The sequence below is a fragment of the Fructilactobacillus lindneri DSM 20690 = JCM 11027 genome (genome assembly GCF_002907375.1).
Taxonomy (GTDB): domain Bacteria; phylum Bacillota; class Bacilli; order Lactobacillales; family Lactobacillaceae; genus Fructilactobacillus; species Fructilactobacillus lindneri.
Genome location: NZ_MIYK01000018.1, coordinates 52939 through 77828 on the forward strand (window position 1 = coordinate 52939; position 24890 = coordinate 77828).

24 protein-coding genes and 1 pseudogene are annotated in these 24890 nt (G+C 35.5%); 15 read left to right on the top strand and 10 right to left on the bottom strand.

The window, feature by feature from the left end; translation table 11 throughout:
- Positions 1–63: 63 nt before the first annotated feature.
- Both BHU33_RS06190 and BHU33_RS06195 read right to left on the bottom strand, forming a co-directional pair.
- The gene (locus BHU33_RS06190) at positions 64–639 is read right to left on the bottom strand and encodes an anthranilate synthase component II (RefSeq protein WP_054646595.1); all 576 of its coding nucleotides are present in this window, start codon (positions 637–639) and stop codon (positions 64–66) included.
- Positions 623–2041, bottom strand: coding sequence for an anthranilate synthase component I family protein (locus BHU33_RS06195; RefSeq protein WP_054646596.1), 1419 nt, complete (start codon positions 2039–2041; stop codon positions 623–625). Before BHU33_RS06195 ends, BHU33_RS06190 begins: the two co-directional genes overlap by 17 nt.
- 842 nt (positions 2042–2883) lie before the next feature.
- Here BHU33_RS06195 and trpD point away from each other — a divergent pair.
- From trpD to BHU33_RS06230, 7 genes are all read left to right on the top strand, one after another.
- Positions 2884–3906, top strand: coding sequence for an anthranilate phosphoribosyltransferase (gene trpD, locus BHU33_RS06200; protein ID WP_054646617.1), 1023 nt, complete (start codon positions 2884–2886; stop codon positions 3904–3906).
- On the top strand, positions 3903–4694 hold the full coding sequence (trpC, locus tag BHU33_RS06205) for an indole-3-glycerol phosphate synthase TrpC (protein WP_054646597.1): 792 nt from the start codon (positions 3903–3905) through the stop codon (positions 4692–4694). Before trpD ends, trpC begins: the two co-directional genes overlap by 4 nt.
- Entirely contained in the window at positions 4687–5283 is a 597-nt protein-coding gene (locus BHU33_RS06210; protein WP_054646598.1) for a phosphoribosylanthranilate isomerase, read from the top strand. Before trpC ends, BHU33_RS06210 begins: the two co-directional genes overlap by 8 nt.
- Positions 5273–6463 carry a tryptophan synthase subunit beta gene (gene trpB, locus BHU33_RS06215; RefSeq protein WP_056997549.1) on the top strand — a complete coding sequence of 397 codons (1191 nt, stop codon included), beginning with the start codon at positions 5273–5275 and terminating at the stop codon, positions 6461–6463. The genes BHU33_RS06210 and trpB overlap by 11 nt, the downstream gene beginning before the upstream one ends.
- A complete protein-coding gene (gene trpA, locus BHU33_RS06220) occupies positions 6456–7217 on the top strand; it encodes a tryptophan synthase subunit alpha (protein ID WP_056997548.1) in 762 nt (253 codons plus the stop codon). The genes trpB and trpA overlap by 8 nt, the downstream gene beginning before the upstream one ends.
- Positions 7218–7282: 65 nt before the next feature.
- Positions 7283–7693, top strand: coding sequence for a hypothetical protein (locus BHU33_RS06225; RefSeq protein ID WP_054646599.1), 411 nt, complete (start codon positions 7283–7285; stop codon positions 7691–7693).
- Positions 7694–7705: 12 nt separating this feature from the next.
- Positions 7706–8206 (top strand): hypothetical protein, encoded by a 501-nt coding sequence (locus BHU33_RS06230; protein WP_054646600.1) that lies wholly within the window; start codon positions 7706–7708, stop codon positions 8204–8206.
- Positions 8207–8406: 200 nt separating this feature from the next.
- On the opposite strand, the gene BHU33_RS06235 is transcribed toward BHU33_RS06230, so the two are convergent.
- Together BHU33_RS06235 and BHU33_RS06240 are read right to left on the bottom strand one after the other, a co-directional pair.
- On the bottom strand, positions 8407–9039 hold the full coding sequence (locus tag BHU33_RS06235; RefSeq protein ID WP_225360879.1) for a DUF975 family protein: 633 nt from the start codon (positions 9037–9039) through the stop codon (positions 8407–8409).
- A 132-nt stretch (positions 9040–9171) separates the two neighbouring features.
- Positions 9172–9567: a DUF805 domain-containing protein gene (locus BHU33_RS06240; RefSeq protein ID WP_078775203.1), complete on the bottom strand. Its 396-nt coding sequence runs from the start codon at positions 9565–9567 to the stop codon at positions 9172–9174.
- A 367-nt stretch (positions 9568–9934) separates the two neighbouring features.
- Here BHU33_RS06240 and BHU33_RS06245 point away from each other — a divergent pair, with 367 nt between their 5' ends.
- The gene (locus tag BHU33_RS06245) at positions 9935–10879 is read left to right on the top strand and encodes an NAD(P)H-dependent flavin oxidoreductase (RefSeq protein WP_054646603.1); all 945 of its coding nucleotides are present in this window, start codon (positions 9935–9937) and stop codon (positions 10877–10879) included.
- Positions 10880–10923: 44 nt separating this feature from the next.
- On the opposite strand, the gene BHU33_RS06250 is transcribed toward BHU33_RS06245, so the two are convergent.
- From BHU33_RS06250 to BHU33_RS06260, 3 genes and pseudogenes are all read right to left on the bottom strand, one after another.
- A complete protein-coding gene (locus BHU33_RS06250; protein ID WP_056997547.1) occupies positions 10924–11460 on the bottom strand; it encodes a GNAT family N-acetyltransferase in 537 nt (178 codons plus the stop codon).
- Positions 11461–11468: 8 nt separating this feature from the next.
- Positions 11469–12315 (bottom strand): annotated as a pseudogene (locus BHU33_RS06255) (SAM-dependent methyltransferase).
- A gap of 11 nt (positions 12316–12326) precedes the next feature.
- Positions 12327–12734: a helix-turn-helix domain-containing protein gene (locus BHU33_RS06260; protein ID WP_054646605.1), complete on the bottom strand. Its 408-nt coding sequence runs from the start codon at positions 12732–12734 to the stop codon at positions 12327–12329.
- Positions 12735–12872: 138 nt separating this feature from the next.
- Here BHU33_RS06260 and rny point away from each other — a divergent pair, with 138 nt between their 5' ends.
- From rny to BHU33_RS06275, 3 genes are all read left to right on the top strand, one after another.
- The gene (gene rny, locus BHU33_RS06265) at positions 12873–14462 is read left to right on the top strand and encodes a ribonuclease Y (RefSeq protein ID WP_054646606.1); all 1590 of its coding nucleotides are present in this window, start codon (positions 12873–12875) and stop codon (positions 14460–14462) included.
- A gap of 135 nt (positions 14463–14597) precedes the next feature.
- Complete coding sequence (locus tag BHU33_RS06270) at positions 14598–16109, top strand: phytoene desaturase family protein (protein WP_054646607.1); 1512 nt, start codon at positions 14598–14600, stop codon at positions 16107–16109.
- Positions 16078–16953 carry a phytoene/squalene synthase family protein gene (locus BHU33_RS06275; protein WP_054646608.1) on the top strand — a complete coding sequence of 292 codons (876 nt, stop codon included), beginning with the start codon at positions 16078–16080 and terminating at the stop codon, positions 16951–16953. Before BHU33_RS06270 ends, BHU33_RS06275 begins: the two co-directional genes overlap by 32 nt.
- 48 nt (positions 16954–17001) lie before the next feature.
- Here the strand turns inward: BHU33_RS06275 and BHU33_RS06280 are convergent, their stop codons facing one another.
- Positions 17002–18555 carry a bifunctional metallophosphatase/5'-nucleotidase gene (locus tag BHU33_RS06280; protein WP_056997546.1) on the bottom strand — a complete coding sequence of 518 codons (1554 nt, stop codon included), beginning with the start codon at positions 18553–18555 and terminating at the stop codon, positions 17002–17004.
- Positions 18556–18763: 208 nt separating this feature from the next.
- Here BHU33_RS06280 and spx point away from each other — a divergent pair, with 208 nt between their 5' ends.
- The 3 genes from spx to BHU33_RS06295 all read left to right on the top strand — a co-directional run bounded on the left by spx (position 18764) and on the right by BHU33_RS06295 (position 21373).
- Complete coding sequence (spx, locus tag BHU33_RS06285) at positions 18764–19162, top strand: transcriptional regulator Spx (protein WP_054646609.1); 399 nt, start codon at positions 18764–18766, stop codon at positions 19160–19162.
- A gap of 48 nt (positions 19163–19210) precedes the next feature.
- On the top strand, positions 19211–20011 hold the full coding sequence (locus BHU33_RS06290) for a Cof-type HAD-IIB family hydrolase (RefSeq protein WP_078775202.1): 801 nt from the start codon (positions 19211–19213) through the stop codon (positions 20009–20011).
- Positions 20012–20278: 267 nt separating this feature from the next.
- The gene (locus BHU33_RS06295; RefSeq protein WP_054646610.1) at positions 20279–21373 is read left to right on the top strand and encodes a PTS transporter subunit IIC; all 1095 of its coding nucleotides are present in this window, start codon (positions 20279–20281) and stop codon (positions 21371–21373) included.
- 56 nt (positions 21374–21429) lie between these two features.
- Here the strand turns inward: BHU33_RS06295 and BHU33_RS06300 are convergent, their stop codons facing one another.
- Together BHU33_RS06300 and BHU33_RS06305 are read right to left on the bottom strand one after the other, a co-directional pair.
- The gene (locus BHU33_RS06300; RefSeq protein ID WP_054646611.1) at positions 21430–22392 is read right to left on the bottom strand and encodes a nucleoside hydrolase; all 963 of its coding nucleotides are present in this window, start codon (positions 22390–22392) and stop codon (positions 21430–21432) included.
- 122 nt (positions 22393–22514) lie between these two features.
- A complete protein-coding gene (locus tag BHU33_RS06305) occupies positions 22515–23279 on the bottom strand; it encodes an alpha/beta hydrolase (RefSeq protein WP_054646612.1) in 765 nt (254 codons plus the stop codon).
- A gap of 51 nt (positions 23280–23330) precedes the next feature.
- On the opposite strand from BHU33_RS06305, the gene BHU33_RS06310 reads away from it, so the two are divergent.
- Positions 23331–24326 (top strand): NAD(P)/FAD-dependent oxidoreductase, encoded by a 996-nt coding sequence (locus BHU33_RS06310; protein WP_054646613.1) that lies wholly within the window; start codon positions 23331–23333, stop codon positions 24324–24326.
- The last annotated feature ends 564 nt before the right edge of the window (positions 24327–24890 follow it).

Genomic DNA, 24890 nt, shown 5'->3' on the forward strand with positions numbered 1-24890 from the left:
TCCCTATTAATCATAGCATTACAGCGTAAATGGTCAATAAGATTATGATAATAAGTTTTTCTTTTATATCTCATTCAAAAAGTTTCTCACAATTCCGCGACCAATCTTTGGGTCAGTTAAAATTGATTCAGGATGGAATTGAACGCCGTAGAGCTGATTGGCTTTACTTTCCACTGCCATGATTTCATTTTGTGAATCATAAGCAGTTACAGTTAGTTCGGTTGGCAAATTTTGTCGGTTTCCTACTAGTGAATGATAACGAGCAACTGTAACATTTTTCGGGAGTCCCTGAAATAACGTACTAGTTTGTGTAAATGATAAATTAGATGTTTTTCCATGCATTAAAGTTTGTGCTGGGATAATCTCTCCACCTAAAGCTTGAACAATAACTTGAAGTCCCATGCAAACACCCAAAATAGGTATTTTTCCTTGTAAATTTTCAACCACTTCTAAACTAACCCCAGCATCATTTGGATTGCCAGGTCCTGGAGATAAAATGATTGCTTGTGGATGCAATTCTGTAATTTCATGACAAGTTAATTTATCATTTTTAATGACTTTGATATTAGTTGTGAATTCGCCCAATAGTTGGTAGAGGTTATAAGTAAAACTGTCATAATTATCAATTAATAGAATCATTATTTAAAACCTCCTGGTTAGTTGCGGTTTTCAATGCTTGGATAATAACACGGGATTTATTAAAACATTCTTGATATTCGTTTTTGGCTGTACTATCCGCAACAATTCCAGCGCCTGAATGGACTGTGAGTACATCGCGCTTTTTATGTGCTAAACGAATTCCAATTGCAAAGTCGGAATCTTGATTGAAGTTTAAATAACCAAACATACCACCATAAATTCCGCGTTTTTCTTGTTCTAAATCAGCAATAATTTTCATGGCTGAAACTTTAGGCGCTCCAGCAAGTGTCCCGGCCGGAAAAACAGCGTTTAAAGCATCTAAGGCAGTTTTGTCAGGAGCAATTTTGCTTTCGACAGTTGATGATAAATGCATTACCTTGTTAAAATGTTTCAATTTCATATGCTCAGTTACTTTGACACTGCCAAACTGACTAACTGCTCCCAAATCATTACGACCTAAATCAACTAACATATTGTGTTCAGCAATTTCTTTGGAATCGTGCGCTAATTCTTTTTCTAAAAATTGATCTTCCCGTTGATCTTTTCCACGACGTCTTGTTCCTGCAAGAGGGAAAGTTGCTAAATGTTGTCCTTGCTTTCGTAATAAAGTTTCAGGTGATGCAGAAGTAACTTCAAAATCAGCATCCTTAAAATAAAAATGATATGTCCCAATCAGCTGTTGGTAAGTTGTTAATAAACTTCCAGTTGCTTTACCACGAAGCGGGTTAGATAAAATCATCTGAAACAGATCACCTTGATAAATGTGATTAGTGATTTCTTTTATTTTGTTGTAATATTCAGTTCTGGTAAATTTTGGGTGCAATTTTTCTTCGATGACAAGTGGCTCGGGATTGACCTGTTTATTTTGTAAGTTATTTAATTGTAGCTTGAGTTTTTCTAAATCATTATGGGCATCTTTTGCAACTGATACTGTTTTTATTAAATAAACATCCCGGGCATTTTTGTCATAAGCAACAACTTCGTTAAGAAGCAAAAGGGAAGCGTCAGCTAGATTTAAAGGATTAATGACCTTAGGAAAATTCGGAATTTGATAACGAGCATAGTCATAGGAAAAATAACCTGCTAGCCCACCAAAAAATGGCGGAACATCGTCTGGAATTGTAACACCATATTGATGTAAAAGTTGTTCTAAATAAGTTTTTAAATCAGTTTTGGTTTTAGTAATGGTTAAATCTGATTTTTTAGTGATAACAAAACCATCTTGATAAGTGATCTTAGCCGTTGGATTAAGTCCAAGATAAATAAAATTTTCATTCTTGTTTTGTTTTTGTAAATCTAACAGGAAAACATTTTCGGTTTTTGATTGTAACGCAGCCACAATCGCAGTTGGATTGAAATTTTGATCGTGATATTTCAAAACTTGTACTTTATATTTCTTCATCGTGTGCCTCCAGAAAAGCAAAAAGGTCCGTCCTCAACAAATTATGCTAAGGACGGACCTTTTTCCAGTATCCGCGGTGCCACCTTAATTGGATGGTAGCAAAAAAGCTCCACCCCAACTCAGCTAGGAACTAACATTCCCACGGAAACTGACGTATCCCAACACGTCGCTAAGTACTCGATTAAAATCTTTCATAGCGCCCTCAATGGTCCATTTAATTATTGGTTTCCTGCTGACATCGCACTAGCGTCAACTCTCTGAAAGGTCCTGATAATCTTGATCTCCACTTCAACGGTTTTAGTAACTGGTGTAAAAGTTACTTTGATGTTTATTTTTATATGATTGAAAATTAGAATAATTGATTAAATTCAGTTTGTCAATTAAAAAAATTATAAAAAAAGATTGACAGGCATAATAAAAGCATTTATAGTAATGTAAATTAATTAAACGACCCATTGCAAACCAATGAGATGGAGATTAAAACTATTGTGCACGCCCAGAGAGTTGCCGGTGCTGAGAATGGCAGCCGAACGCAGGTAGTTAAATGGACCATCGAGGGCAGATCTGAAAGAAGGAAACTTCGAGTATGGTCTGACGTTCAGACATACGTCAGTTGTCGGGAGGATGTTGGTCCTCTGCTAAGCGTGGGATAATCGAGTTGTTTTTGTATACCCTGATTATCTCAAATTCAAGGTGGCACCGCGGGAAACCGTCCTTAACAGTATTTGTTAAGGACGGTTTTTTTGTATTTAAGGAGAAAATAAAAATGGAACGAAAACGATGGCAAAACTCATTAATGACCTAAAACAACACTAGCTTATTAATGAGGAGTAAAAAAGATGATGATTAGCGAAGCAATTAAACAATTACAGCAACAACAGGATTTAAGTGAAAAGATGGCAGGTAATGTGATTGACGAAATTATGTTGGGAAAAGCAACTGATGTCCAAAAAGCAGCCTTTTTAATGGGTTTAGCTAGTAAAGGTGCAACTATTGCCGAAATTTCTGGAGCAGCCGCTTCTTTGCGTAGTCACGCTTTACAATTACAACCCCAGCATTCAGTTTTAGAAATTGTTGGAACTGGTGGAGATCAGTTTAATACTTTTAATATTTCTACTACCACAGCTTTAGTAGTAGCAGCTTGTGGGATTCCAGTTGCAAAACATGGTAATCGGGCAGCATCTAGTCAAAGTGGATCAGCCGATGTATTAGAAGTTTTGGGAGTTAATTTACAAGCCAGCCCAGCAGTTTCAGAACAATCTTTACAACAAAACGGGATTTGTTTTATGTTTGCTCAAAAATATCATCAAGCAATGAAATATGTCGCTGGGATACGTAAAGAGTTGCAAATTCCCACATTGTTTAATTATCTTGGTCCTTTAGCTAATCCAGCAGGAGCCAATATGCAGTTGCTCGGCGTAAATGATGAAACATTAGTCGAACCACTGGCACACGTGTTATTACAATTAGGTGTCCAAAGCGGGATGGTTGTTCATGGGACAGATGGCTTGGATGAAGTTACGCTAACTGGACCAACGAAAGTTGCACGTTTGCTAAATGGGAAAATTTTGAATTATGTAATTAATCCAGCAGATGCAGGATTAACAACTTGTCAAATTGAAGATTTAGCAGGTGGAACTCCAGTTGAAAATGCTGAAATTACGAAAGCGGTGTTAGCTGGTAAACAAGGACCACAGCGAGATGTTGTTTTACTAAACGCAGCCTGTGCTTTACAAATCACACAACAAAATTTAACTTTGCAAGCAGCTGTTAAGCGGGCTGCAACAGCGATTGATAGTGGTAAAGCTGTTCAAAAATTAACTGATTTTATAACTGCAACAAATGTTGAAGGAGGAGCAGTATGATTTTAGACGATTTAACCGCAGCTACACGTAAACGAGTAGCAAAAGAAAAAGAACAATACTCGATATTTGATTTACAGGAACGAGTAGCTAAATTACCGATTAAGCGTGATTTTCCTTTTGAAAAAATGCTGCGGGAGCCAGGAATTCATTTTATTTGTGAAATCAAACGTGCTTCACCCTCCAAAGGCGACATTAAAACTAAGATTAATGTTGCTACCTTAGCTAATGATTATGAACAAGCGGGGGCGGATGCTATCTCAGTGTTAACTGAACCCGAATATTTTAAAGGAACGCTAGCTGATTTGAAAACTACAGTTAATCAAGTTGATCTGCCAGTTTTACGGAAAGATTTTACTATTGATCCTTATATGATTTATCAGGCTAAATTGACTGGTGCTATTGTAATTTTACTGATAGTGGCAACGCTAACTGATGAACAGTTGCAAACTTACTTTGATTTAGCAAACCAATTGGGATTATCAGCGATCATTGAAGTTCATAATGCTGATGAAATCAAACGAGCACTAAAGGTTAATGCTCGGATTATTGGGGTTAACAATCGTAATTTAAAAAATTTCACGGTAGCTATGGATACTAGTAGAAATTTACGCAGTTTAGTACCCGATGGCGTGTTATTTATTTCTGAGAGCGGGATTAAAAACCACTCTGATGTCGCTAAATTAGAACGAATTGGTGTGAACGGAGTGCTAGTTGGGGAAACGATGATGTTGGCTAACGATAAACAACGACAGCTAGCTGATTTGAAAAATGGGGCGGCTGATGACTAAGATTAAAATTTGCGGTCTGCAAACACTAGCTGATGTTAAAAAATGCAATGCTATTGAACCAGACTTGGTTGGATTTGTATTTGCTAAAAGTCCGCGTCAGCTTAATTTCCGGATGGCACAAGCACTGCGAAACCAGTTAAAATCTGAAATTATTAGTGTTGGTGTTTTTGTTAATACTCCGATAGGAAAAATACAATCGTTGGTTCAGGCGGATATCATCAGTCAGGTGCAGTACTATGGAAAGCTAACCAATGAAAAAATTAACGATTTACATCAATTCGATGCTCGGGTAATTCAGGTAGTAAGTAATGAAAGCGAGATTAAGCAGGCAGCTGATGCCGTTATGTTTGATAAAAGTCGCGGACGTGGGTTAATTCCTGATCATTTTAATGTTCCTCAAACTACTAAGTCAACTTATTTATCGGGCGGGATTACAACCAAAAATGTAGTTAAGGCAATACAGGAAACACATCCTGATGTAGTAGATGTTTCTAGCGGTAGCGAAACTAATGGAGAAAAAGATTTTACCAAAATGCAGCGACTAACTAATTTAGTTCATAAATTTAAGGAGAAAAATAATGAGTACTAAACACGGACATTATGGTGAGTATGGTGGTCAATTTGTACCAGAAACATTAATGAACGAATTAACTAAGATTGAAACTAGTTATCAAGAAGCAAAAAACGATCCTGAATTTCAACAGGAAGTACACGATTTATTGAATAATTATGCTAACCGACCATCATTACTATCATATGCTAAACGAATGAGTGATGACTTAGGCGGTGCGCAAATTTATTTTAAACGTGAAGATTTAAATCATACTGGAGCGCACAAAATTAACAATGTAATCGGACAAGCATTATTAGCGAAACGAATGGGGAAAACTCGATTGATCGCTGAAACTGGTGCTGGACAGCATGGAGTTGCAACGGCCACGATTGCTGCTTTGCTGGGGATGGAATGTGAAATCTACATGGGAAAAGAAGATACCGAACGTCAAAAACTAAATGTGTATCGAATTGAGTTATTAGGTGCTAAGGTTCATCCCGTAACTACAGGATCAATGGTTTTAAAAGATGCGGTGAATGCTGCCATGCAAGCATGGACTCAGCGAGTTGATGATACTTTTTACGTTTTAGGTTCTGCAGTTGGTCCCCATCCATTTCCAGAAATGGTCCATGACTTTCAAAGTGTGATTAGTAAAGAGGCTAAGCAACAGATTTTAGCTGAAACCGGAAAGTTACCGGATGCAGTAGTAGCTTGTGTTGGTGGCGGTAGTAATGCGATTGGGAGTTTTGCTGCTTTTATTGATGACTCCGAGGTAGCTTTGATTGGTTGTGAAGCAGCCGGCAAGGGAGTTGATACGAAGCAAACCGCTGCAACAATTGAAAGAGGTAGTACCGGTATTTTTCATGGGATGAAATCTAAATTTATGCAGAATGAGGATGGACAAATTGATGAAGTATATTCTATTTCAGCCGGGTTAGATTATCCGGGAGTGGGTCCAGAACACTCTGCCTTAGCAGATATGCACCGTGCTCAATATGTTGGAATTACTGATGATGAAGCAGTTGATGCATTTGAATACATCGCTAAAACAGAAGGAATTGTGGCTGCGATTGAGAGTTCTCATGCGATTGCTTATGTAAAAAAACTGGCCCCAACAATGCGGAAAGACCAAGTGATTATTTGTACTATTTCTGGACGTGGCGATAAAGATGTAGCTTCAATTGCAAAATATCGAGGAGTTGATGTTGATGAGTAGAATTAGTAATGCCTTTAAAAAGGAAAAAGCATTTATTGGATTTGTTGTAGCTGGTGATCCTGATTTAAAAGTGACCGTTGAAAATGTTTTAGCATTGGAAGACGGGGGTGCTGACTTAGTTGAAATTGGGATTCCTTTTTCTGATCCGGTAGCAGACGGTCCCGTTATTCAGGATGCTGATCAGCGGGCCTTGAATCAGAATGTTAATACCGAAGATGTATTTGAACTAGTCCGTTTGATTCGCGAGCAGTCAGATATTCCACTAGTATTTTTAACGTATGCCAATTTGGTGTTCAAATCGGGTTATGAAACTTTTTGTAAAAAATGTGTGGACCTGGAAGTAAGTGGGATGATTATTCCCGACCTTCCATATGAAGAGCAGGATGATTTGTTAGTAGTAATGGAGCAAAATGATTTAGACTTGATTCAGCTGATTACGCCAACTTCTAAAGAGCGAATTCCTAAATTGGCTAAAAGAGCTCGTGGTTTTATTTATGTTGTTTCATCAATGGGGATTACGGGAACTCGAAATGAATTTAAAGAGGATATAAGTCAATTAACGAATGAAATTAAAAAATATACGACTGTTCCAATTGCAATTGGTTTTGGCATTCATACGCCAATTCAAGCTGTTGAAATGAGTCATTTAGCTGATGGGATAATTGTAGGGAGCGAAATCGTGCGAATTGCCCATGAAGATAGTCCGCAAAGATTAATGACATATATTCAAGAAATGAAAGATGCCATTTCTTGAATATAAAAATTGATTGGTATCATAGTTGTAATTTCGCTATACTGAAAGCAAAGGCGGGATTAATTATGAAACAAACAATTAAAATTATTGTCTGGTCGCTAGTATCGTTAATGATTTTTTTAGTGTTAAATTATTTGATGCAACTGCCAGCAATTGGAATGGGTTCGCATGATTTATTGCGGACTAATTTAATGGCCGGTGCGTTGTTCGGTGTGCCGCTGCTACTAATGATTTGTCGGTTACGTATTGGTTTTTATTTATTGGCATTAGTGCAAATTTTGTATTCAGTTGGTTATTTAAATGCAATTTACAAAGTGATTACGGCAAGCAATCCTAGCATTATCAGCAAGAGTTTTGTTATTCTTATTATTGTAATTGGATTGGCAGTAAACATTTACTGGTTTGTTTTGGCTTGGAAGTTTAGAAAAGCAACGACGCAGGAACGGGTCAAACGTTACATGAAATATAGAAAATAGACGGGTGCAAAAATGAAAATTGATGAAGCTAAATTTGTTGAAGAAGCTGAGGCAGAAGAATTTGCGTCAAAGCAGTTCGAATCTACTTTAGCAAAGTTAAAAACTGATCCTACTAAAGTTTTAAAACCACTATGCGAGTTTATTGAAGCAGCAATTAATTCTGATAAAATTGCTAGTGCTGATTTAACAGTGAAAGATGCGGAAGTTTGTATCAAATTACAAACATCTATTATTAATCTACCATTAAATTATTCGAAAAATATCAACAAAATTATGGTTGGCGATGGAGATGTGGATGTTAATGTTTATATGATTATTACATCACCAAACATCAATAAATCTAAATTACGGATTGATGAATTAGATGATTCGGTTAGTTTTTTGGAAAAAGCAACTGGCGAAGATTTGGAGCGCTTTGTGGCATGGACCAAAGATCAACTTGAAATTATTTCCGGAAATAAAAAAGCGGAAACTGAAACATCAGCTTCTAAAGATGAAGCTAAGAAAGCTTAACTGGTGTTTTTAATTAGTTTGTGATATAATAAATGCATGCGACAAGCCGTATAAGTAACAACTTATATTTAGGAACCAGTTTTCTCTGCCGTATTGCAGATGGTTTGATTAGCAGGTGATGTGACACCTCAACTAATCCACTTGATTTATCAAGTGCCTGTCAAAAAAGAGTCCCTGACTTAATTGTCAGAGACTCTTTTTTATTTATTATTATTTTTTAAGTAATCGTAATAATTAACTAGTGTTCCATAATAATATGGAATTAACCAAATGAATCCAATTCCGACAGTTAGAATTGAAAGGAAGAACCAGCCTAAAAAGGATAAGTTTAATACAAACAATTCCCATTTGTGACCATTCATCATTTCGCGACTTTTAGTGATACAGTCATTGAATCCTGGTCTTTCAGTCCCATTTAAAGTTTTATCTTTATAAATTAAAAGAGCCTGGGAATAGGCTAAGGCTTTGATGATTCCAGGAATTAAAAATAAAAGTGACCATAATATTGTGTAAATTTCAACTAAGATTCCAACTAAAAAGGGTCCAAATTGATTTGGGGTGTTGAGAATTTCATTTAAAGATTTAAAAAGTGGTTTTTTAGGAATATCTTTGAAACGAAACCATTCCAAATAAGAATATGACATTCCAATGACCGCAAAAATTGAAAGAATTTCATAAGGTAAAAATGGTAATGATCCTATAACTGCTACAATAAAATAAGGTACTGCAATTAAAATGGCTTGTAACCATTTTCCAGAAAATTCGTTGAGTGTTTGTTGCTTTAATTCTGATATTTTCATATTGAACTGCTCCATTTCATTAACTATTTTTATGTTACTATATTATATATCGTATAACATGGTAATGGTTTATGTAAATAGATAATGTTAAATTTTTCTAAAAAAAGACTGAATTACAGAAATTAATCTGGAATCCAGTCCTTTTTATTGATAATTATAAACTTATTATTCTAATTTATTTAAGAAAGCCACATCTGGTTGTCCAAAACGATTATCAGTATTTATTGTTGGCATTGCACATAAAACCAAGAGGGCGATTGATCCAGCAAAAGGAATTAAGTGCAGCCAAAACCACCAGGCTGATTTGTTAGTATCGTGTAATCGACGACAAGTTGCCGTGATGACACCGATTCCTAATATAAAAACAATCAGTGATAAAAACAGTTCTACAAAATATGCCATTCCAGAAGTAACATTTTTCAAATCAGTCAGATTGATAAAGAAATCAATGATAAAGACAATAATGAAAACGTCTAAATATGCCCACCAGAAAGCAGCTCGACTCATCCGTCCAGAGATATGAAATAGATTAGTATAGAAATCTTTAAAAGAGGTTTCCATATTTGGTTTTGAATATTTAACGTTATACGTAAAAATCACTCCTAATTTTTGGTTTAACTTATTATACTTTAAAAGACGTAAATGCAGTACAATAGTTTTTAATTATCAGCTTAAGAAATGAATTGAGGAAAAGTTATGAATGCTTTTAGTGATTATTTAGCAGAGATTAGTAATCTTACTTATCGGGAACGGATGCGTAAGATTTTAGAGTGAACTTTTAAAGTAATAATTGAGTTTAAATTAAAAGAAAAAAAGATACCCAGTCATTTTGGCATTAAAAAATTGAAATTCGAGTTTTTATTTGCGCTTTTTTAAACGTTAGACTAAAATTGTACTTACTAATTATAAGTACGTGGAGGCAAATAAAATGAGCAAAAATCCAATTACAAAGATTTTAGGGATTAAATATCCATTGATTCAAGCACCACTAAATTGGCTGACGGATGCTAAATTTGTAGCAGCTGTTTCTAATGCTGGCGGGTTAGGTACTTTTGGTCCAAATGCTGGTAAAACTAGTCCAGAACAAGATTCTATGAAAACTTTAACTGAAGAAATTAAGCGAGCTCAACAATTAACTGATAAACCATTTGCGGTGAACTTAATGGTTAGTAGTTCAGATGATTTTATTTACCCAAACCAAGTTTTTGAAACAGCTTTGGCAGCCGGAGTTAGAACCTTTGTTTTGTCAGGATTTCTTAATACTGAGCTGATAAAAAAGGTTAAAAAATCTGGCAGTAAATTAATTGTTCGTGAAATGAACTCTACAGTTTCAGGGGCTAAAGAAGCAGAAAAATTAGGTGCAGATGTGATTGTGGCTACTGGATATGATGAAGGCGGCGTGATTCCAACGACTGGTTTTGGAACTTTTACAACTGTTCCACGGATTGTGGATGCAGTCTCGATTCCAGTAATTGCCGCTGGTGGAGTAACCGATGTTCGCGGAGTGCGTGCTGCTTTTGCGTTGGGCGCTCAAGGTGTTTATGTGGGAACTCGATTGATTGTTACTAATGAAAATCGAACTGCACAAATCACCAAAGAAAAAATTGTTGATTCAGGAGTAAATGACATATTATTGGTAGCTCCTAATCAGCGATCCATTAAAAATGCAGCCGCAGACAAATGGGCTGCCGAGTTTGATGACGGAGATCATGAGACCTTTGCAGCTACTCGGAAAGCTGGTGGAGTTCGTCCGGCAATGTTAGATGGAAAAATTAATGATGGAGTTATTTCATTTGATGTCGGAATTGATAATATTCATGAGATTAAAAGTGTTTGGGAAGTTGTCGATGAAATGATGGCTGATTTTAAATAAAGCAAAAAAATTTCTTAACTATTAATAGCTAAGAAATTTTTTTGCTATTTAATATTTTCACGCGTTAAGCCCATATAATAAGCGTCATGATATGAACCACCTGAGTAAAATTGATCTTTAATCGTGCCTTCAGTTTTAAACCCGAGTTTTTGATAGATATGAACAGCAGCAGCATTTTCGACATCGACATATAAAAATAACTTGTGCATGTTGTAGTTTTTAAACATCTGTAAAATCATTTGCTGCATAGCTTTTTGGGCATAACCATATCCGTTAAACTTATCTAATAACGCAATCTCAATTTCGCCAGTTCGAGCAATTTGGTCAATATCAATTACTTCAATTAAACCAACTTTTAGCTTTCTTTCTGCCAATCCGGACTCTAAAACATTGATTGTGGCACTAATAATGTCGTTATTTTTGATGTGTTTATCAATAAATTGATCTAATTGTGCTTGGTTACTAAAAGGTGGCATAAACCAATAACGTAAAGTTGATGGTTGAACAAAAAGATTTTGGACTAACTCCACGTCTTTGAGATCTTTAGTAAGCGGTTGTAGACTGATTTTATTTTGACTCATAAAAACTCCTATTTAACTAAGTAGACTTGATCTTTAATTAAATCAAATTGAGGATAATATTGATTTAACTTATCAATTTTAGCATCTTTGCTAAATTCAGCATTATGCCAAAATTCTTTAGATCCAGTAGCACCATCTTTTTCACCAATTACAAGCAGTTTAACTTGGTTTCCATCTTTTCGAATTTCTTTTAGAAGTTCATTGTCGACTGGAACTCCATCGGGAGACCAGCTCATAATAATGTAATCAACCTGATCCTTGTATTTATGATAAGCATCTAAAGCTGATAATTTTTCAACCTCTGTTACTTGGTGCTTGCCAGTTTCATTTTCAGATTGCCATGCCATACTATCCTGTTGCAATGACATTTGCCTGATTATCCCGCAAGCCCTTGGAAATATATCCATTACCCGCCATAACTTCTAATGTTGGTTTTCCGTCGAGATATTTGGCTAGTTGGTTAGTAAATGAAGATGAAATATATGCCCACATTCCGTATTGATCTTCGAGATAATCCCGAAATGATCGGAGTTGTTGGTCAACCTTGGGTAATTTTGCAGAAATTTTATCCCATTCTTGATCACCGCGTGGGTCACCAAGCGGATATTTAGCATTAATTTGTTGATATATTTTATCTTGAATATCGTCTGGTAATTCAAGGTTAGGAATTTCTTGAGGCAGTTTTCCTAATGACAATAAGTGATCAGCCATTAAAGCATTATTCAATAAAAATTTAATTTCAGGATAATCATTGAAATCGGTTCGATACTGATTTAATTGTTCAATATAAGTAGGAGTTTGTTTTTTTATTTGATTATTCTTTTTGAGTTTTTTGATTAATTTTTTACGATTCATGATTTTCATTCCTAGTAGTTAAGGTCTAATTCTTCTTGATGATCGTAACCATCGTCTTTGCGTTCTTTTTTACCATGGACGTAACCGTCAATTAATTGATAAATCTCATAACGATCGTTGCTAGATAATGGTTGTTCATTGAAGTATAATTCAGTGCCGCCAATGAATAGCTTGGAAAGATCGGTGTTTTCACTATCAATTCGGCCACTTAAATAATCCATTGAAACACTAAAATAAGTCGCTAGTTTACGTACTTCAATAAAGGAAGGATTGCGAATTCCGCGTTCCCAATTTCCAATTTGTGAAGCTGTATTTTCGTGGTTTTTTTCGGTCAGAAACATTTTATTTAGTTCATCAGCTAATTCTGCTAATGTAATATGTCTTCCGGTTCGTAATGCTTTTAATCTTTCAGGGAACATGAGAAAACCTCCTTATTAATATTATACTTCATACCTCTTTAAAAGACAGGGGAGGTTCGTTTAAAAAATCGACGTTAAATGGTATTATTAAACTAACTTTGATTAATTCGACTATTTATCAGGAAAGGGGGTTGCCAAATGTTGATTTTAGTAGCAGGCGTTGCAGCTCTAGTAATTGGGGTCGTTGGTGGCTATCAAATTGAAAATAAAAATTTGAATAAGCGTCTTTCTGTAGCACAAAGAACTGCGGAAGATTTAGAGATTAAAAATCAAGCTAAAATAAAAGATGCAGTTGCAAAAATTAACCAGGATATTGAAGAAGAAGTTCAGGATTTTAAAACTGAAGAAGAACAGGATTTATTGGAGCAACAAACAGAAAATCAAACGCGAAACGAACATTTAGATGTGCGTGAGAAAAGCTTAAATAGTTTTTCAGATCGGTTAGATAAAATTCAGGAGTCGCTTCAAGCAAGACAAAATGATTTACAGGAATTACAATCTCAGATTGATCGCACTAAAAACGAAAGTAAAGAATTGCAACGTAAACGACATGAAATTGTTTATGCTAAGAGTGGTTTAAGTAAAGAACAGGCTGAACAGTTAGTGATACAAAATACTAAAACTTCCTTAAATCGCGACTATGAAATTACGACCCGTGAGAATCATGACTTTATGGTCTTAAATGCGGCTAAAGATGCACGTAACATCATGGTAGAAGCATTGCAGGATGGTCCTGTTGATGTGCCGCGCGATCATATTGAACGTAACATTACAATTCCAGATGAAAAGATTCGGAATAAGGTAACAGGGAAAAATGAACAAAGACTCCGATTAATCGAAACTTTAACGGGGGTTGATTTGATTTTTAATCCTGAAGCTGAAGAAACTTTAATTATTAGTACCAGTGATCCGATTCGAAGAGAAATTGCACGTAATGCCATTAATGAAATTATTGCAGCACGTCAAATTAATACTGGTTTGATTGAAAATATTGTATCTAATGCTCAACAGCATGTGATGGATAATCTTCGTATTTTTGGAGAAACGACTTGCAGTAATTTGCATATTGGTTGGGTAGATCCTGATATGATGAAGTTATTTGGACGTTTACAATATCGTACGAGTTACGGACAAAATGTGTTACAACATTCAGTTGAAGTTGCACAACTTTGTGGAGTGATGGCTGCCGAATTAGGTATGGATGTTCAAATCGCAAAACGAGCTGGTTTATTTCATGATATTGGAAAAGCAGTTGACCGAGAAGTAAATGGAACTCACGTTGAACTAGGAGTTAAAATTGCTGAAACATATGGCGAAAATCCAGTAGTGATTAACTCCATTGCTGCATCTCATGGCGACGTTGATTCTGATAATCCGGTTTCAACTTTAGTCAGAATTGCTGATTCAATGTCTGGAGCACGCCCCGGTGCCCGAAGCGAGTCGGTTGAAGAATATATTAATCGACTTAAAGGACTGGAAAGAATTGCAAATGCGCATGCAGGCGTACGTGATAGTTATGCCATTCAAGCTGGGCGCGAGATTCGAATTATTGTTGATCCTAAGCAGATGAATGATCAACAAAGCGATGAGTTAACGGAACAAGTATGTGAACAAATCGAAGACGAATTAACTTATCCAGGTAAAATTAAAGTTACTACGATTCGGAAACTAGCTGCAGTTCAGTATGTAGGTGGCAAACCGGTGCCACGAAAAAAACATGCAAGTTAATTAAGATGATAAATATGTAAAGGCTAACCTCGACTTAAGGAAAATACTTATTAACGATGGTTAGTCTTTTATATTGGAAATTTATTTTGTACAATTAATAAATATAAAACTAGAAGGATAATAAGGATAAAAATTATGAAGAAAAAAGTTATTGTTGTTGGAGCTGGTGTTGGTGGTATGACGGCTGCTATTCAACTGCAGCAGCAAGGATATCAGGTTGATTTGTATGACAAAAACAAAAAGCCTGGTGGGAAAATGAATCAAATTAAAGAAGACGGTTACACGTTTGACATTGGCCCCACAATTGTGATGATGCCAGAAGTTTATCAAGATGTTTTCCGACAGGCTGGTCGTAATTCGGATGATTACATTCCGATGACACCAATTGAACCAATGCTTAATTTGTATTTTGCTAAAGAAGAACCATTACAGTTTTCATCTGATTTAACAAAGTTAACTAAGACATTAGAGGGCATTTCGGAAGCTGATGCTCAGGGATATTATAAATTTCTGGCCGACATTTATCAGCGTTATTTAATTGCTAAAGATAACTTTTTGTCACGTTCTTATCGCAAGCCATGGGATTTTTATAATCCGAAATCATTGATGCAGGGGTTACGGTTAAAAACTTTTAGCAATGCATATGCGTCTATTTCTAAATATGTCAAAGATGAACGTCTCCGAAAGTCATTAGCATTTCAGACTTTATACATTGGGATATCTCCTTATCAGGGACCTTCGCTTTATAATATTATTCCGATGATTGAGTTATTTTATGGTGTTCAATTTATTAAAGGTGGAATGTATACTTTGGTAAATGGAATGGATCGTTTGTTTAAAGAACTAGGCGGAACAACTCATTATGGCAGTGAAGTTTCAGAAATCACTTTTGCAGATCAGCAAGCGACTGGTATTAAAGTTGATGGTAAACAAGAAACTGCTGATTATGTGATTTGTAATGCCGATTTTCCATATGCAATGAAAAATCTGATTCCAAATGAAAAAGACCGAGGTAAGTATACAGATAAAAAAATTGATAAAATGGAATATTCATGTTCTTGTTTTGTTATGTATTTGGGTTTAGATAAAAAATATCCTGATAGTGCAGTGCATTCGATTTATTTTGCTGATGATTTTAAAAAGAATATTGCTGATATTTTTGAAAATCATATTTTCCCTGCTGACCCATCCTTTTATATTTATCTTCCTACTGTGATGGATCAAAGCTTAGCTCCAGAAGGTCATGAAGGGATGTATATCTTAGTCCCGGTTCCTGATACTGAGAATTTTAATCAATGGGATGCAGAAGATATTGCTAAATATAAAGCGATGATTTTAGATAAAATTAAAACTAAAACTGATTTTAAAGATATCGAAGATCATATTGTTTTTGAAAGAGAAAATACACCGCGTGATTTTGAAACTAAGTATAATGCCTATCGCGGTGCAACTTTTGGATTAAAGCCAACTTTAATGCAAAGTAACTATTATCGTCCTCACAATAAATTTAAATATGCGGAACGTTTATATTTCTGTGGAAGTAGTACCCATCCTGGGGCAGGAGTGCCAATTGTTATGCAAAGTGCAAACTTGGCGGTAAAGGAGTTATTACGTGATGACCAACCCAATGAAACAGTTACCCGCTGATTATCAAGTTCACCGTAAAGATTTTCAACAATGTGAAGCAGTAATTAAAGCCAATTCGCAAAGTTTTTATGCGGCTTTTTCTAAGCTTCCACTGCAAAAAGCTAATAGCATTTATGCAATTTATGCTTTTTGTCGGCGAGCAGATGACTTAGTTGATGAGCATCATGATGAGCAGGGGTTATTACAATTAAGACACGAATTGGATGAATTTCAAGCTGGTCAAACACTTGATGATCCAATGTGGAAGGCATTACGAGTTGTGATGAATCATTATCAGATTAATCTTAAATATTTTTATGAAATGATTGAAGGTCAACAATCAGATGTTGATTTTATGGCAATTCAAACGCAGGACGAGTTAGAAAACTATGCTTATTATGTAGCTAGTACCGTGGGTTTGATGTTGTTACCGATTTTATCTGATAATCATCCCGTTAACCAACAAATTGCGATTGATTTGGGTAAGGCAATGCAGTTAACTAATATTCTGCGGGATATCGGAGAAGATTACCAAAATCATCATCGTGTCTACTTACCACAAATGTTATTAAAACAATATGGAATTACGGATGCTGATTTTCAAGCTGCAAAGCCTACTGCAGCACTGATTAAATTATGGGAATATGAAGCTCAGCTAGCTGATAACTGGTATCAAGAGGGATTGCAATTAGTAAAAGAGATTGACCCGGATTCACAAGCAGCATTATTAGCAGCTTTGTATTACTATCAAGCTATTTTGACTGCTGTTCGGCAGCATCATTATTCCTTTTTAACCGAACGCAATCATGTTAGTGCTAAACAAAAATTAGTTATTTATCGACAAGTAAAACGGGATTTAAAATAAAAAACACTCCGTCTAGCTAGTTTAGCTAGACGGAGTGTTTTTATAAATTTATTTAATAACTTTAAAATTATGAGTTTGATCAGCCTTGATTTCAGGATGATGTTTTAAATACGCAGCAATTAAATTACTCATTGTAATTGTATTGTACTTAATTACTTTGTCTTCATTATACATTGGATAATGACCACCACCTACGGCACGGTAAGCATTCAAAACAATTTTTAGTTTCATTTTATTGGTAACTGGTTTGCCATGATAGGTAGGATTAATAATGCGTTTACCGACTGGATTGGAGACTTTGATTGTATAATCAACTCCGGCATACATATCGTAGTTGTAATCCCGAATTTTAGGATGATGATATTTAGGATCTACAATTATTTTATTATTCTTAATGGTAAAATATTCTGCAGTTTTTTCTAATGCTGCTTTTAAATCGGCACCAGTTATTTCGAGTAATGCCAGGGTGTTTGGATAAACATAATTGGTAATAATATTGCGCATGGTGATTGGATTTTCAAAACCGCGAGATTCATTAGAAAAGAGAGCGGTTGTAGAAAGATCACAGCCCATTGTTTCCATTTGGACTTTTTGAATAAAGTTTACAAAGGCATTACCATGCGTCCGAACTTGGAAAGGATCATCATAGTGCATTGAGCCATCAATATGTGCGAGTGGTTCTGATAACCATTTTTCCACTTTTTTCTCAGTTGGAGCAATTATTTTCTTCGTTTCTGGGTTAGGTCTTTCGTCCCCAGTTTTAATAATTTTTTGATTGCTCTTGACAACTTTATATTTTCCGTTTTCTTTTTCAATGTTTAATTGAATTCGACCGACGTAGTTTCCACGATGACCGGGTTGAACGTAAGGAACGCCAAAGAGTTTTCCTGCCAGCATCCGATGTTGATGGCCAGTTGCCATCACATCAATGCCGGGAACTTCCTTTAAAATTTCATATGCTTCGTTTTCGCCATCGATTTTATCATTTGGATGACCGGTTTTTAGATCGCGTTCAAAACCGCCATGATATAAAATTACTACAATATCTGCTTCTTTGCACATTTTGGGGACGTATCTTTTAGCGGCTTCTAGGGCTGAAATGAAGTTAAGATTTTTAACACTGGCTTTATTTTCCCAGGCATCAACTGACTGGGTGGTTAATCCTAAAACCCCAACTTTTAAATCGCCAAACTGTTTAATCGCATATGGCTTTGCGAGGGCTGGATTACCATCTTGGTCTAAAATATTAGCAGAAACAAATTGACGTTTGCTTTGCTTAATTGCCTGTTTCAAGTAGTCTTGTCCGTAATTAAACTCATGATTGCCAACTGTTCCAAAATCGTAGTCGATGGTACTGAAAGCGTCATTAATAGCTGTAGGAGACTTGGTATTTTCAACTTCTGCTTGGTAGTATGCTAATGGAGAACCTTCTAGAAAATCACCATCATCTAGGATCAAAGTGTTTTCGGCTTTTTCCTGTTCCTTTTTTATAACGGTGGCCGCTTTTTCAAGTCCAAACGGCATGTTGGCATTGGGCTTCACGTAATTGGTTGGAGCTAAATAACCATGGGTATCGCTAGTGGTTAAAATTGTTAGTTTCATGTGTAGCCCCCTGTATGAAATGAGTTTTCATAATATGTATTATAGTGTTTAAATTATAATATTAAATTGCCAATGTGTAAATTATTATTAAGAGTTTATAAACTACATTGACGATGTTTGTAGATATGATAAGATAAAGGTGTCTAATAAATAGTCAATATTTGTCAGACTGTCTTGTTGCATGCTTTGCATGAGGAGGTTTTTATATATGTTGAATTTATATGTTGCTCCAAGTAGTGCATCTAGCCGTAAGGCTCGTACTTGGTTAAAAGATCATGATATTTCGTTTAAGGAACGTAACATTAATTCCAAACCCTTGAATGCTGACGAAGTAAAACGTATTTTGCGTTTAACTGAAAACGGCAGTGAAGATATTATTTCAACTAGATCTAATATTTTTAAAAAGCTACATCTTAACTTGGATGATCTTTCATTAGGTCAATTAGTTGATTTGTTAGTTAAATATCCAGACTTAATCAAACGTCCGATTATTTTTGATGATAAACGGCTTGAAGTTGGATACAATGAAGAAGAAATCAGAAGATTTCTTCCTCGAAGTATTCGTCAAGTTGAGTTAAAACAGTTAGAAGCTAAACTCAGAGCTTAAAGATAAGAGCGTCCTTTGGGGCGTTTTTTTGATTGGAGAATTATAACAATGATTAAAATGATAGCGTTGGACCTTGATAATACTTTATTGAACTCTGATAAAAAGATAAGTGCAGCAAATGAAGCAGAGTTAAAAAAATTACATCAGCAGGGTCTCGAAATAGTTTTATGTACAGGTCGTCCAATCAATGCAATTTGGCATTATATTGAACAACTGGGTTTAGATGGTGATAATGATTATACGATTACTTTTAATGGTGGATTGGTAGTTTGTAATAATGATAAAAAATCCATCTTTAAACGTGGGATGACTCGAACATCTTTTCAGCCGCTATATGATTATGCTAAGCAACATGGTTATCCCTTAGATATTTTAGATTTTAGTCAAGTTTATCCGATTACTGATTTAAAGCCATCTGATTATCGTGAAATGCTAAAAGGTAATATTAAGTTTGTGCCAACAGCATTTAATGATTTACCTGATGAAAGTTATTCAAAGGGGATTATGGTTGCTGATCCTGCAGTATTGGATCATGCGGTTGCTAATATGCCAGCGGAAGTTGTAAATCGTTATCATATGATGCGTTCGCAAGACCGAATTTTAGAATTTTTACCCTTAAATGTTGATAAAGCTTATGGATTAGGAGCATTATTAAGTCATTTTGGTTGGGATTTTTCTAATTTGATGGCTTTTGGCGATGCACAAAATGATGCAGGAATGCTAGAAAAAGCTCAAGTTGGGGTAGCCATGAGTAACGCTACGCCAGAGATCAAAAAAATTGCTAATGATGAGACGGTTTCAAATGATGAAGATGTAGTAGCTGTCTTTTTGCAAAAATATTTTAAATAAAATTTAAAAAATTGTTGACATTCCCTTTTTTTCGGGCATAATTAATAGAAACAAAAAAGGAGCATGTTATGAAAAATTCGAAGATGAATAGAAATAAACAAAATATCTCGGTCTTAATTAGCTTAATTATTATTAGCTAATAAGGTCGAGCAGTTTGTGTCGGCCACATGATTTGGGCCGACTAGTCTATCACTGAATTTTCATTCATGTAGCTCTGGTTAGGATTACTAACCAGGGCTTTTTTTATACCTAAAAGGGGGAAGTATTATGTCGAAGAAGTATTTTGTACCAGAAAAAGAACCGCAAAATTGGAAAGGCTGGGTTTATCAAGTCTCTCAAGGAATTTCTAACACCATTTTGGCGGTTTTGGGGATGGGATTGTTGTTAAGTACTTTAGGAACAATGCTGCATTGGATGCCTTTAAATGAAGCCGGTTTGATTGGTCAGCGTTTGTTGGCTCCTGCACTAGGAATGTCGGTCGCTATGATGCTAAGAACGACAACTTTGGTAGCTGGTGCAACAATGATTGCCTCGACAGTTGGAGCGAATGCCGTGTATTTCACGGCTGCTCCGGTAGCCAAGACCATGACTGCCACAGGTTGGGTAGCTCCACAATTAGCTGGCTCGTCAGTAATGAACATTGGTCAGCCGGTTTCAGCAGTCTTGGCTGCAATAGTAGCAGCTTTACTTGGAAAATGGTTAACGGGTAAAACACCACTTGATTTGGTATTGGTACCATTTGCCACTGCACTAGTAGGTTCGATTGCAGGACTAGGTTTTGCTGCAGTAACAACTCCAGCTTTGAACTGGATTAGCGAAAGAATGGCCGATACTATGAATATCAATCCAGTCTTGGGTTCAGTAGTTGTTGCTGGAGCTTGGTTCCTCTTCTTAATGACCCCAGCTTCATCTGCTGCCTTGGCAATCGCGGTTCAGTTAGATCCGATGTCTGGCGGTGCTGCAATGATTGGGACAACGGTTGGATTTGTAGTATTTACGGCAATGTCGTTTAGACAAAACAACTGGGGAGGAAATATTGCGCAAACTTTGGTTACTCCTAAGGTTCAATTCCCTAACCTTTTGAAGCATCCACTCTATGCAGTTGGTCCCTTTGTAATCGCAATGGTAATGGCACCAATTGCTGTGGTTGGTTTTCATTTCAAAGCACCATTTACAATCGCTGGATTAGGATTGAACTCGTTTATTGCCCCACTTTGGTATTGGGCTAATAATAAACCTGGATTTGTAATTCTGCTTGTATTTGGGGTAGTACTTCCGGCAGTGCTAGGATGGGCTTATTATCGTCTTCTTAAAATGCTTGGTAAGACACATAAAGATGATTTGTATTTGGAAGAAGTTTAAAAGATAAAAAAGCCTTGCTTTGGTATATCACACGAGAGCAAGGCTTTTTTATAAATCTATTTAGTTGCTTGGAATAAATCAAGAAAACGTTTCATGAAGACCTTTAAATATCTTTCTTTATCAACATTAACTGCAACTTTTACATTTGTATGAGGATCATTTAAGCGTTCTTTGTCGCCAATCGTTCGTGCATAGTAAGCATCATGTTCAGTAGTCACCATGATGTTCATATCAATGGTTTGAACAAAACTAGGGTCGATAGCCACCCCAACTGCTAACGGATCATGAAGGGAACAACCGCCAAGTTCTGGATAAATGTCATCGTAAACATCGATATAAAAGTCGACAATATCAGCCATTTTTTCTCCAGCTTCAGTCTTAGTATCGCGCCATTGTTGTGTTTCTTTTTTAGTTAGCAAAGTTCGTAATGTTACATCTAAGCCTACCATAGTAATGTTGATATCGCTGGTAAACATTTCGTTGGCAGCAACAGGATCTTGTTCGATGTTAGCTTCTGCAACTGGAGTTACGTTTCCAGGAACAGTTAGTGCACCACCCATAATGGTAATATTGCCTACCTTTTTCATAGCGTCTTTATCTTTTTGGATTGCAGAAGCAATGTTAGTCATAGGCCCAGTTGCCACAATCGTAAGGTCTTTACCATAACGATCGGCTGCTTCGACCATGAAATCAACTCCGTTTTGCTCAGAAATATCACGTTCAGATGCTTTTAGTTCGACATCGCCAATTCCGTTTTCCCCATGAATCTGGGCATTGATATCAATTCGCTGATATTGATGGTCAAGTGGATTATGATTTCCAATAAAAACTGGAACATCAGTAGCGTTAAACATATCAAGTACGTTTAGAGCATTATGTGAAGCACGATCTGCTTCGATATTACCAAATGATGATAATACACCGATTAATTCAATTTTTGGATCAGCAACTGCATAGGCAATTGCCATAGCATCATCAATGCCGGTATCTACATCTAAAATCATTTTCTGAACACTCATAGGAATCCTCCGCATATTATTAATTATTTAATCTTATAATACTTTAATATAAAGGTAAAAACAATCTATTTAACATTAAAAACGAACAAAGATCCGAGAATTAATCGGATCTTTGTTCGTTTTTAATTATATAAATATTGCGCGATAATTTTATTTACTTCTGGATTTTCGTGCAGCATTGAGTGTTGGGCTTGTTGTGGATCACCGTGATAGATTTGAAATTTATAACTCTTAACGTGTCCCTTAACTAGATTCTTCATTGGTTTTATATCTTTAGTAGGGATTAAGCCATCGCTTCCTGTATGGTCAATATCACCACAGAAGTTTAGAATCTCAAGATTCTTTGGTAAGTTATTAATATATTTAGGATCTTTAAGGGGATAGGTATCGGCCATCGAAACAAAGTGAACAGTTTCAGGAACATCTTTAGTATGATTGTGACGAGTTAAATAATCATAAATGATAGTTCCACCAGATGAATGTCCAATCAAATTAACTTTTTTAATACCATACTTATTATGTAAATATCTCATTAAGTATGGCATTCTAGAACCTTCAAAACCAGGTTTGTTGTTAGTTTGGAAAGTTACTTGAACGACTGGATTATTTTTTCCAATTTTATTGAATTGTTTGGTAGTTGAAACCTTACCATTATCTTTCACATAAACTTGTAATGCTTTTGTTGCAACGCGGTCTTTATCCCAACTTGAAACCATGTAGTTAGAAGTGATATTATTACCACCCATACCTGGGATAAAAATAGTGGCCGTTCGAGTTTGATTTACGTGGTATTTAGCAACTCTATTATTGTTATACCACCAGCCGCCAAAACCTAAAGCTACTACGATTAAAAAAATTAAAAATATAAATGTTTTTTTGTACTTCATAATGTTAAGATTCCTTTATAAAATAAATTTAGATAAGAAGAGATGGTAAAAATGTCCGACAAGTTATATGATATCACAATTATTGGTGGTGGACCCATTGGAATGTTCACTGGTTTTTATGCAGGTCTGCGCGATGCTAAGGTTCAAGTAATTGAAAGTTTGGCAGAAATGGGTGGCCAAGTTAATGCTTTGTATCCAGAAAAAACCATTTTGGATGTGGCTGGATTTGCAGGAGTGACTGGGAAAAAGTTAATTGAAAATTTAAATCAGCAACTTGATACCATGCCTGAAGTTGATAAACGGGTTAATACCAAGGTCACTAATGTACTTCGTGTTGATGACCATTTTGTGATTGAAACCGATCATGGACAGACATACAGTAAATCGGTTATTTTGGCTACGGGAAACGGAGCATTTCAGCCACGAGTACTTCGAGCTGAAAATGCCGAGAAATATACTGGAAAATATTTGTTTTATAGTATTCAAAATTTGCAAAAATTTGCTGGCAAAAATGTAATGGTTGCTGGCGGCGGTGATTCTGCTGTTGATATGGCTTTGATGTTAGAAGGAGTTGCTAATCAAGTTTATTTAGTTCATCGACGAGATGAATTTAGAGGACTTGAACATATGATTGATAAACTAAAGCAGTCTTCAGTTAAGTTGATTACTCCTTATTTAATTAAGAGTTTGAATGAAGTTGATGATTCTTTACAAGTTACTGTTAAAATGGTTGGAAGTTCTTCTAATGAAGAAAAAACATTTATGGTTGATGATTTAGTGGTTAATTATGGTTTTATTTCTAACAATAAAGAATTACAGAGCTGGGAAATTCAACCAGCTTTAAATCATCGAATGGTGGAAGTTAATCAAAAAATGAAAACTTCTGAGCCAATGGTTTTCAGTGTTGGAGATCAAGCTATTTATCCTGGCAAAGATACTTTGATTGCAACTGGTTTTGGCGAAGCCCCGATTGCGGTTAATGAGATTATGGAAAAATTATATCCTGATCGTAGAATGCCAATCCATAGTACTGCTTTGCATAAGTAAATAATTTTATAATTAATGAAAGCTATCTATAATAGGTAGCTTTTTTATAAAATAAAATTTGACTTTTTTTGACCAAACTGTTGACATAGGAATTAACCGGGTGTATATTATTAATTGTCGCTTAAGGAATGGCATGTTTTTATGATTAAAAATTGAAAATAAATTTTCAAAATTAATTGTTAAAAATGTTTGACATTCTTTGACCAATGAGATATACTAATAATTGTTCGTTAGGAAATGACTACGAAATGCTTTGACAAATTAATCTTTAAGTAATTGAATTTTTTAAAATTAATTAAGTTAAATCATTGACAATTATTTCTAAACGAGTTATTATAGTAAATGCACTGCAGAAGCAGTGCAAGAGTAGATCTTTGAAAACTGAACAAGATTTTGATTACAAAAGTGTAAGGTAATCTTTAAACTTAGTTTAAAGGTTAAAACATTATGCAAAGTCAATTTGCTTTAAGAAATAAAATAAATAAGAGCTAGTAAAGTTCTCATTTTTAAAATGAGAGTTTGATCCTGGCTCAGGACGAACGTTGGCGGCGTGCCTAATACATG